At 24.6% G+C, this 10,574-nt stretch carries 11 protein-coding genes and 1 pseudogene; 11 read left to right on the top strand and 1 reads right to left on the bottom strand.

Features of this window, described 5'->3' with window-relative positions:
• Window positions 1-185: pseudogene (locus X275_RS11680) on the top strand (AAA family ATPase); the annotation flags it as partial.
• A gap of 176 nt (window positions 186-361) precedes the next feature.
• Window positions 362-550: a hypothetical protein gene (locus tag X275_RS03635; RefSeq protein ID WP_047267566.1), complete on the top strand. Its 189-nt coding sequence runs from the start codon at window positions 362-364 to the stop codon at window positions 548-550.
• A gap of 100 nt (window positions 551-650) precedes the next feature.
• Here the strand turns inward: X275_RS03635 and X275_RS03630 are convergent, their stop codons facing one another.
• A complete protein-coding gene (locus X275_RS03630) occupies window positions 651-1,583 on the bottom strand; it encodes an enolase C-terminal domain-like protein (RefSeq protein WP_047267565.1) in 933 nt (310 codons plus the stop codon).
• A gap of 112 nt (window positions 1,584-1,695) precedes the next feature.
• On the opposite strand from X275_RS03630, the gene X275_RS11020 reads away from it, so the two are divergent.
• The 9 genes from X275_RS11020 to mutL all read left to right on the top strand — a co-directional run bounded on the left by X275_RS11020 (window position 1,696) and on the right by mutL (window position 10,309).
• A complete protein-coding gene (locus X275_RS11020) occupies window positions 1,696-3,390 on the top strand; it encodes a cache domain-containing protein (RefSeq protein ID WP_052913596.1) in 1,695 nt (564 codons plus the stop codon).
• A gap of 107 nt (window positions 3,391-3,497) precedes the next feature.
• Window positions 3,498-4,130 carry a GGDEF domain-containing protein gene (locus X275_RS03620; protein ID WP_052913594.1) on the top strand — a complete coding sequence of 211 codons (633 nt, stop codon included), beginning with the start codon at window positions 3,498-3,500 and terminating at the stop codon, window positions 4,128-4,130.
• A complete protein-coding gene (locus tag X275_RS03615) occupies window positions 4,108-4,653 on the top strand; it encodes a SiaB family protein kinase (protein WP_047267564.1) in 546 nt (181 codons plus the stop codon). Before X275_RS03620 ends, X275_RS03615 begins: the two co-directional genes overlap by 23 nt.
• 15 nt (window positions 4,654-4,668) lie before the next feature.
• Window positions 4,669-5,049, top strand: a complete 381-nt coding sequence (locus X275_RS03610; protein ID WP_047267563.1) for a DUF1987 domain-containing protein — start codon at window positions 4,669-4,671, stop codon at window positions 5,047-5,049.
• Window positions 5,050-5,077: 28 nt separating this feature from the next.
• Window positions 5,078-6,625, top strand: coding sequence for an ATP-binding protein (locus tag X275_RS03605; protein WP_047267562.1), 1,548 nt, complete (start codon window positions 5,078-5,080; stop codon window positions 6,623-6,625).
• Window positions 6,610-7,257, top strand: a complete 648-nt coding sequence (locus X275_RS03600; protein ID WP_047267561.1) for a response regulator — start codon at window positions 6,610-6,612, stop codon at window positions 7,255-7,257. Before X275_RS03605 ends, X275_RS03600 begins: the two co-directional genes overlap by 16 nt.
• 16 nt (window positions 7,258-7,273) lie before the next feature.
• Window positions 7,274-7,696, top strand: coding sequence for a Mini-ribonuclease 3 (locus tag X275_RS03595; protein WP_047267560.1), 423 nt, complete (start codon window positions 7,274-7,276; stop codon window positions 7,694-7,696).
• Window positions 7,696-8,418, top strand: a complete 723-nt coding sequence (gene rlmB, locus X275_RS03590; protein ID WP_047267559.1) for a 23S rRNA (guanosine(2251)-2'-O)-methyltransferase RlmB — start codon at window positions 7,696-7,698, stop codon at window positions 8,416-8,418. Before X275_RS03595 ends, rlmB begins: the two co-directional genes overlap by 1 nt.
• Window positions 8,408-10,309 (top strand): DNA mismatch repair endonuclease MutL, encoded by a 1,902-nt coding sequence (gene mutL / locus X275_RS03585; RefSeq protein WP_156168662.1) that lies wholly within the window; start codon window positions 8,408-8,410, stop codon window positions 10,307-10,309. Before rlmB ends, mutL begins: the two co-directional genes overlap by 11 nt.
• Window positions 10,310-10,574 lie beyond the last annotated feature (265 nt).

Genomic DNA, 10,574 nt, shown 5'->3' with positions numbered 1-10,574 from the left:
AAGTAAAATACATAAAACAAAAAGAATACACAGAAGAAAAATTAAAAAGAAAAATAAAACAGGCAAAAGAACAAATAGAAAAATACAAGAAATCATATGAATTAAACACAAAAAATGAAACGATGAAAAAGTATATAATTATCTTTGTTGGTAAAGAAGCTAAGTATATTGAGGAAGTAAAATAAAAACATACTCACCCCTTACAAAATTTGGACAAAAAATAAGAAAGGGGTGTTTTTTAATGAGAAAACGAACTAATTATGAACCTGAATTTAAGTTGTCTTTTTCGGCAAAGCTGAAAAGACTTATGTTTCTTTATTATAAAATCAATTAAAGCAAACTTTTCACAGAAGTTGGTTTTATGGGCATTAGAATGGATGCTATTTATGAAAGAAATGTTAATGGGTATGGACATGTTAATCAAGGAAGATATGTTATTAAAGGAAGATATGTTATTATAGGTTCAGAAACCTGGGAAAAATTTCAACAAAGGAAAGCTCAAAAAATTGAAGAATTTAACCAAGAATTTATTAACATGCATCAATATTAATAAAAATGCCGAAATTTCCGGCATTTTTATCATTTTACCTTTGATGGACTTTCGAAATCTGTTTTTATAAAATATATGTTATTTTTATATAAAAGTATATTTACTTAGACGTTTTTTCTATATAATGCTTAAAATCAAGGTCTATATAATTAAAAGATTTTTTAATTTTATTCGCCCAATCTAATGTTATTGGATGTTCTATTCTTGATGAAATCATTGTTTCCAACCCCAAACTTTCAGCAACTTTTAAATATTCAGAAGTTTTTAATAATCCCCCAAATTTTGTGATTTCAAATACCAATCCTGTAGAAATATCTTTTAATCTTATTATATCTTGAAGTGTTTTAAAGGATTCATCCCAAAAAACAGGATATTTCGTCAAAAGGTCTTTTACTGCAAATTCACTCCCAACAGGTAATGGTTGTTCTATTGATACTACGTCAAGGTCTTTAAATATATCAAGTATTTTTTTTACTTCGTAGTGGTTAAACATACCTTTAAAATCTATCCATATTTTGTATTTATCAATATTTGCTTTTAATATCTCTAATTCTTCTAAAGATATTTTTTCAATGAATTCAATTTTAATTATTAATGCATCTATTAATTCATCATAAACAGCATATCCCATATCATTATAAACATATAATTTTTTCATCTTTTCGTTTAAATCTTTTTTTGAAAAAAGTATTTTTGATAAATCTAAATTTTTAGAATTTAAAATATAATCAGCAATAGCAATTTCAACAGCTGTTTTTGATGACATATCAAATTTAACTACATTATTCATTATTTTTTCAAAGTCTGCATAATTGTTTAAATCCACCCATTCTTCAGTTAATTTTCTTATTTTTTCGATTATAGCCATTGTTGTTTTGTATGTTTCACCAAAATCTGCATTTGGAGTTCCAGCTCCTATTCCTTCAATTCCGTTTGAATTTATTTTGAAAACCGCATGTTCTACCCATTCTTTCTTTAAATATTTTAATATACTTCTTTCCTGCCAATAATATACATCTCTTTTTCTATTCATAATTTCTCCTCCGTTTATAGTAATTAAAAAAATATTTAAGTATTTATACTTTTTTCTGATATAATAAATATATAATATTAAAATAAATATATGAGATATGGGGGTTAATATTATGATAAACAGATATAAAATCGTTTTCCCATTATTATTTATATCTATGTTATTGATTATAGGGATTGGATTGTTTTTTTCTATTAACTATTATAATATAAATTTAAGCAAAGCGCAAGACTATATTAGAAGTGAGAATTCTGTTGTTGCTACATTCATTGATGATTATTTTACAGAATTAATTCATTTTGCAGAAACATTTGCAAAAGATAAAGATTTTATCAATGCCGGATTTTCTAAAAAAAGTGAAGAAAAAGTTTTAGAAATATTGAAAAATTACAAGAATTCAAATAAAAATATCGCTTACATTTATACTGGTTATAAAAACAAAAAAATGGTTATTAATGATTGGGAGGTACCTAAAGAATATGATCCAACAATTAGACCATGGTATATTGAAGGTATTAAAAACCCTAAGAGCGTATATATTGGAACTCCTTATAAAGAATATAAAACAAAAAAATGGTTAATCTCTACAGGAAAAGCTTTAGTTAATGAGAAAAACGAAGTAGTTGGTGTCTTATCAATAGATTGCTCTATTAGCGATTTTGTAAATTTAATAAATTCCGAATTAAGCTATAAAACAGGACAAACATTTGTTATTAATAGAAAAGGAACTATAATTCTCCATAAAAATATAGAAAATATAAACAAAAAATTTGAATATATTCATTTCGTTGGATCAAAGGGGATTATAAAAGATAATATTAATAATAAGAGCTATTACATAGCTTATACTAAATTAAATTCCTCTGGATGGTATATTGTTACTATGGTAGAGAAAGCTGAAGTTATGTCACCTATATATAAAGGTGTAATTTCTTATTCAATTATATCAATTTCATTACTTCTATCTTTTGTTATATTACAAAGTATATTAATATCTAATTTCAGGTTAAAAAAGTTGGTTAAAGAAAGAACAAAAGAATTAGAACAAAAAAACAAAAGAATTATGGACAGTATCTTATACGCTAAAAATATACAAAATTCCATATTGCCATCTGAAAAAATTCTAAAAAACAAATTTAAAGATTTTTTTGTACTATGGAAACCTTCAAATATTGTGGGTGGTGATTTTTATTGGTATAAAGAAAGAAGTGATGGTTCATTCTATATTGCAGTAGTTGATTGTACCGGCCATGGGGTGCCTGGAGCTTTGATGACAATGACTGCAAATTCTATATTAAACAGAATTATAGACGATACAAATTTAGTTAGTCCTTCAGATATACTTCAAAAATTAAATATTTTATTTAAAAATACTATTAACTCTTATAATGATGATTATAGATATGATGATGGATTGGAAATAGGCCTTTGTTATATTTCGAATAATAAATTAATATATAGTGGAGCTGGTATATCTTTGTATTATACAGAAGATAATAAAATCATAAGAATAAAAGGAGATAATAAGGGTATTGGATATAAAAGATCTAAAATCGATTACATCTTTAGTGAACATATTATTGAAATTGAAAGTAACACGAATTTTTATATAACTTCTGATGGATATGAAGATCAAAATAATCCTGAGGGAAAAAGGTTAGGCAGGAAAACTTTTATTAATTTATTAAATAGCATTTATAAAGAGCCGATGGATAAACAGAAAGAAGAAATTAATAAATTTCTGAAAAATTATATGAAAAATGAAGACCAAAGAGATGATATTACTGTTATAGGTTTCAAATTATAGGTGGTGAGATTATTTATTTTAAAAAAGAATTTGAAATTATAAGAAAGGCTGAAAAAATTTTAGAGGAGACACCTTCTTATGATTCTTTAAAAAAGGCTTATAAATTTTTGTTAGAAGAATATAAAAAGATTCTTGATGAATATTATAAATTAATTAGTATTGCAGATATTCAAGATAACTATCTTTTTGAGTTAAAGAAAAAGTTGGAAAGAAAAAATATTTATTTAAAAAATTTATCTGAGAAGGATAAATTAACTGGATTGTATAACAGATTAAAATTTGATGAAATTATTAACTATCAAATTGATTTATATAAAAGAGAAGGAAGAAAATTTTCTTTAATTATGATGGATTTAGATAACTTTAAAGAAATTAATGATACTTTTGGCCATAATATAGGTGATAAAATTTTAATGGAATTTTCAAATATATTAAGAAAAAATTTGAGAAAAATCGACTTTGTTTTCAGATGGGGAGGAGACGAATTTTTAATAATCTTACCTAATACCAACTTAAAATCTGCTATAAAAGTAGCTCATAAACTAAAAAAAATAATTTTATTAGATGAAAATTTAAAAAATATAACCGCAAGTATTGGATTAACTGTTTATAGCGGTGAGAACATCGACGAAATAATAAATATAGCTGATACTGCATTATATAATTCAAAAAATTCTGGAAGAAATAAAATATTTTTCTATCAAAGGGGGGAGTTTTTTGAATCCGAAAAACATTCTTGAGATTAAAGATAAAATTCGAAAAAATAACATTATTATGAGTTTTATAGGACCATTTTCTCAAGGTATAATAGAAGAAATTGGAAGAGCATTGAGAGAATATATAAAAAAAGATAAAAATCATAACACATCTTCTAACAATATTTTTTCTGTATTTATTGAACAAAGTCAAAATATTAAAAACTATGAACGAATTTTATCTAAAAAAGAAATCAATCATGTATTTTTAGAATCGATAATATTAATTGGAAAAAATGAACAAAACTATTTTATCAGTTCTGGAAATATTGTAAAAAAAGAGGATATACAAAATCTTAAAGAGCGTATAGATGAGATAAATTCTTTAAGTAAAGATGAAATTAAATTATTATATAAAAAACGATTAAGAGAAAAATTTAAAAGCGAAACCGGCGGTGCTGGCTTGGGATTTCTTGAAATGGCTAAAAGGGCTTCAAATAAATTTGAATATGATTTTATTAAACTCGATAATAATTATTATTATTTTATTCTAATAATAACGGTCTAAATAGGAGGTATTAAAATGGAAAAATTAATTATTAAACCAACTAAATCCACACCAGAAATAATATTTGATCCTGAAAAAAACGTCTTATCTATTAAAGGTGAATCATATCCAGAAAATTCCTTTGATTTTTATAATCCTATATTTGAATGGTTAGAAAATTATATAAATAATTTAGATGCTGAAACAGAAGTTATTTTTAATTTTGATATTAGTTATTTAAATACCAGTAGCACAAAATCAATTATGTTTATATTAGATATTTTAGAAGAAGCTTATAACAAGAATAAAAATGTGAAAATTAATTGGTATTATGATGAAGATAATGAATTTTCTTATGAAATAGCGGAAAATTTCATGGAAGATTTAACCATACCATTTACACTAATAAAAAAATAGTGAGATTATTCTCCAAAGAGGTGTTTTAATGGACAATATTTTTTCAAATGAATATAAGAAATTGGAAAATCATAAAAATTTTTTAAAAAATAATAGTTTTTCTGTGGAAAATTTAATTGATAAATATGAATGTTTGATCAAAGATTATGAGCACTTATTGAGTCAAACAAAAAAAATTTCTAAGATAAGCGATATTAATCATATGATTTTAATAGAAATGAAAAAAAGATTAAGATTATTATTAGACAACTCTGATGAAGGATTTTTAATGTTTGGAAAAGATTTTTTGATTCATAATGAATATAGCAAGGAATGTTTAAATATTTTTGAAACAGAAGATATTTCAAAAAGAAATATTTTAGAATTATTATATAATACAGATTATGAAATTGAAAAGAAAATATTATCTCATATTTTTGAAAATGATGAAAAGGATGATGTATATTTAGAATTATTGCCAAGTGAAGTTAAGATAAATAATAAAATATTAAAAGTAAAATATAAGATTATTTATTTAGACTCTGTAAAAAGAGTGATGTGTATAATACAGGATATTACAGAAAAAAAAGAATTAGAAGAAAAAATAGAAAATGAAAAAAATAATACGAAAATGTTATTAAATGTTGTAATGAATAGAGATATTATAAAAAAGAATATAGAGGATTATATTAGATATGTTACAAAACAGGTATATAATGATATATTTCTATATTCAATTCAAGATTTTATTATGAATTTTTATAAAAATATACATACCTATAAAGGATTGTTTCTGCAATGGCATTTTATAAAAACCGGAAAAAAATTAGATAAACTTGAAAACGAATTAGACTTATTAAAAAAATCAAACATAGAAGATAAAAATAAAGTAATAACCTTTATAAAAGACAGAAAGCTAAAAACTTTTCTAAATGAAGAATTGAATTTTATCAATAGTGTTTTAGGAAAAGATTTTTTAAAAAACGAAATGATCTGGATAGATAAAAATAAAATAATGAATTTGGAAAAATATATTGAAAATATTTTACCAGAAGAATATTCTCAACTAATATTGGCAGAAATAAAAAAACTTTATTTCAAAAATATAAAAGATGTGTTAGATGTATACAAAAAGTATACCTTTGAATTAGCAGAGAAATTTGGGAAAAAGATTGATTCGTTTGAAATTGATTCTAACTTGTTTATAGATATTGATGATTATTATGATTTTATAAAGTCATTAATCCATATATTTAGAAATATTGTCATACATGGCATAGAAAGGCCAGAAGAAAGACTTATTTTAAATAAAACACCAGGTGGTAATATTAAATGTAAAATATATGAAAAAGAAAATATTATTCATATTATAATATCAGATGATGGAAAAGGAATTGAAAATATAGATAAAATATTCGAATATGGCTATACATCAAAATATGAATCAAATATATACGCTGGTAAAGGAATTGGATTATATTCCGTAAAGAATGAAGTTAAAAATTTAAATGGTAAAATTTCCGTTTATTCTGAACTAAATAAAGGCACAACTTTTAGCATCACAATTCCCAGGAGGTATCTATGTCAAAAATATTGATTATTGAAGATAATATAAATATTAGAAATGTTTTAAAAAAGTATTTAAAAGAATTAGGACATGAAATTGTTGGAGAATTTGAGGATATATTCGGTATTGTTAACAAATGCCGAAAATTAAAACCAGATATTATAACCCTGGATTTATACTTAAAAAATACCGATGGAATAAACGCTATAAAACTTTTAAAAGAACAATTCCCTAATTTAAAAATAATTGTTATAAGCGTTTCTAATAAAAAACCAGAAATATTCAAAGCATTAAACTATGGGGCTGACTATTTTATAATTAAACCAGTAGATAAAGAAAAATTAAAGAAAGCATTCGAGAAAATTCAAATATCTCAAAGTAAAATTTCTAAAATTAGGAGATTATATAAAAGAGAAGAGGAAAATATTTTAGATGTAAAAAATTTTAATAGTACTCTAACAATTTATATAAAAAAACCATTAAATGGCAAAACCATAGAAAAAATTAATAAAGTTGTAGATGGATTATTAATAATTAAACCTTTAAAAATTGTATTTAGCTATTTTGATGAAAATGAAAGTGTAGGAAAAATAGAGAAATCATTAAATGATATTATAATAAAAATTAGAAATCATGGTGGAATTGTAGAAATTGAAAAATAGTTGAAGGGAGCACAAAATGAGTGAATTTAATAATTTAGGTAAGTTATTCGAAAGTAAGATTAAAGATTTAAGAGAGGTGCCTATAGATACCTTTGCATATATTGGCGATGCTGTAATTAATTTATATTTTATAAATTATATTATAGATACTGGTAGAAAAAAAGCAGGTAAGTTACATAATGAAAGTAAAAATTATGTTAGTGCAAAAGCACAAGCTAAAATAGTTGATAATATTTTAAATTCTTTCAACGAAGAAGAAAAAAATATATATAAAAGAGGACTTAATTCAAAAGGCGCTAAAAAGCGTGGAAATGATTTAGAATATAGAAAAGCAACTGCATTTGAAACTGTTGTTGGATATCTGTTTTTAAAAAAAGATTATACAAGATTAAATGAAATTTTAGAAAGTGCTAAAAATGAATTAGGGGAGAGAAAATAATGTATGTATATGGCAGAAATGTATTAAAAGAAATTATAAATGCACATTATCCTGTAAAAAATATTTATTTTACCAATAGTAAAAAAACAGATAAAACATTTAAAGAATTAATTGAGTTGACCAAAAAACATAAATATTCATTCTCTTTTGCACCTGATAATGTTCTACAAAAAATGGTTAATGTTTCAAAACATCAAGGTGTTGTAATAGATATTGGAAAAGAATTTAAATATGTTGATGAAACTATTCTGAATAATTTAAGAGAAAATGCTACAATTGTAATCTTGGATCAAATTCAGGATCCTCATAATTTCGGCGCCATTATTAGATCTTCTCTCGCTGCTGATGCTGATTTAATAGTTATTCCTAAGGATAACTCCGTTGAAGTAACCTCAACTGTTATTAAAGTTTCAGTAGGGTTGGCTTTTAGAATTCCTATTTTAAAAGTAACTAATATTTCAAGATTTATTGAGACTATTAAAAAACATGGGTTTTGGGTATATGGTGCTGACATGAGTCATAATATATACTATGAAACAAATTTAACTGGAAATGTTGCTATTGTAATGGGAAATGAAGGAAGTGGTATTAGAGAAAAGATTAAATCAAAATGTGACGCTTTAATTTCTATTCCAATGGCAAATAATGTCGAATCTTTAAATGTTGCCGTAAGTGCTGGAATATTATTATTTGAAATTTTCAAACAAAAAGGTGGTAGATGATTTAATGGCTATTGTTAAATTATCAGAATCGGTAATAATGAAAATCGCTGCTGGTGAAGTAGTTACCGGAACTTTTGCTGTTGTAAAAGAACTATTTGAAAACGCCATTGATGCCCATGCTGATAAAATTACTGTTGAAATAAAAGATGGTGGAAAAACATATATTAGAATTACAGACAATGGTATAGGCATGTCTGAAGAGGAAATGTTACTGGCTGTTCAACCACATACAACAAGTAAAATAACTGATGTTGAAGATTTATATAACATTCATACATACGGATTTAGAGGCGAAGCCCTTGCAGCAATATCAAGGGTGTCAAGAATGAAAATAACCTCTAAAAGAAAAAATGATGATATAGCTACAAGTGTTGAATTTGTGAGTGGTGAACCTATCAACTCTAAAAAAATAGCAGCTTCTGATGGTACAACAATAGAAGTGAGAGATTTATTTTTCAATTTACCCGCAAGAAGAAAATTTTTAAAATCTTCTGCCGTTGAAAGTAGGATGGTTACTGAAATTATTGAAAAATTCATACTGGCATCTAAAGTTAGTGTTGATTATATAAAAGATAATAGAGTAGTATATTCTGTATCAAAAGATATCTCTTTAATTGAGAAAATAAATACCATATTTCCAGAAACAAGCAAAGAAGATTTCTTTGAAATAAATATTGAAGAAAAATGGTTTAAAATTAAAGGTTATATATCACATCCAAGAGTAACAAGAAATAATAGAACTGCACAGATATTTTTTATAAATAACAGATATATAAGATCGGGTGATTTATTTGCGGTTTTTGAATCTGGTTATGGTGAAATGCTTGAATCAAGACGTCATCCATATGGAATTATATTTTTTGAAATTGATCCAAAAGAGGTGGATGTTAACGTTCATCCTCAAAAACTTGAGGTAAAAATTTCTGAGTCAAGAATTATTTATAATAGATTTAAAAAAATTATACGTGAGACACTTATTAAAGAAACAAGATTTAAAATGTCTATTGATATTGAAAAAAGTAAAATTAAGCAAAATACTACCGATTATATAAGTTTAGAACGAGATTTGGATAGAAAAATAAATAACAATAATTCTTTTATTAAAGAAAATTCAGATAATCAAATTCCAACAATATCAGAAAAAGAAGAAAAATATAATACATTTTTAATTAAAAAGAAAAAAGATAATAGAATAAAATTGCATATTCAAAATGAAAAAAAGGTTAATAATTTCAAAGAAAAAAATACACTAAAAAATCTTATTAATAGTAATATCATAAATAATATAAAACCGATTGAATCAAAAAAAGAAAAAACACCGAACATAGACTACTATAAAATAATAGGCGTTGTTGCCAGTAGATATATAATCCTGGAGTTAAAGGATTCAATACATTTTGTAGATTTTCATGCTGCGCATGAAAGGGTGTTATATGAAGATTTAAAAAAGGAATTTTTTGAAAATGGAAATATAACAACACAGATGATAATGTTACCAATCGAACTAAATCTTGATGCAGTTAGAAAAGATATTTTGGAAGAACATATTGAAAAATTAAGAAAATTGGGATTTGAAATAACAAAAAATGGCGATGAATACTTTATTATGGGATTTCCATCCAATTTAAGAATAAATGATCCTCAAGCAACGATAATTGAAATACTTGATGAGTTACGACTTGAAGGTATAGAATCTTTAGACAAGGTATTTGACCATGCAATAGCCACAATGGCATGCAGAGCAGCGGTAAAAACCGGTGATGACCCTGTAGGGCTTGAAAAATTAGTTTCAAAAATTATAGAATATAATATTTTAACTTGTCCTCATGGAAGACCAATTTCAATGGAACTTTCTTTTAAGAAATTGGATGAATTTTTTGAACGTAGTTGACAATAGCAAAAAAATATAGTATAATATGAAAAAAATCTTATAGGTGGTGTAACATATGATTATAATATTATCAATAAAATTAAATAATTCCAATAATAATAATATCAACCAGCGTTGGTGTAACGCGAGGTAGTTCGTTTTATATACAATCACCGGCGCTGGATGTTTTCATACCAGCGCCGGTTTTTTATTTAAATATAAAATAATTAACATATAGGGAGAGGGAGAGATTCTTATAAATTAATTTTTTTGAAGGGAGAGGATA

Origin of the sequence: Marinitoga sp. 1197, assembly GCF_001021165.1 — a bacterium.
Taxonomy (GTDB): Bacteria; Thermotogota; Thermotogae; order Petrotogales; family Petrotogaceae; genus Marinitoga.
This window is presented reverse-complemented; position numbering and strand designations above follow the sequence as displayed.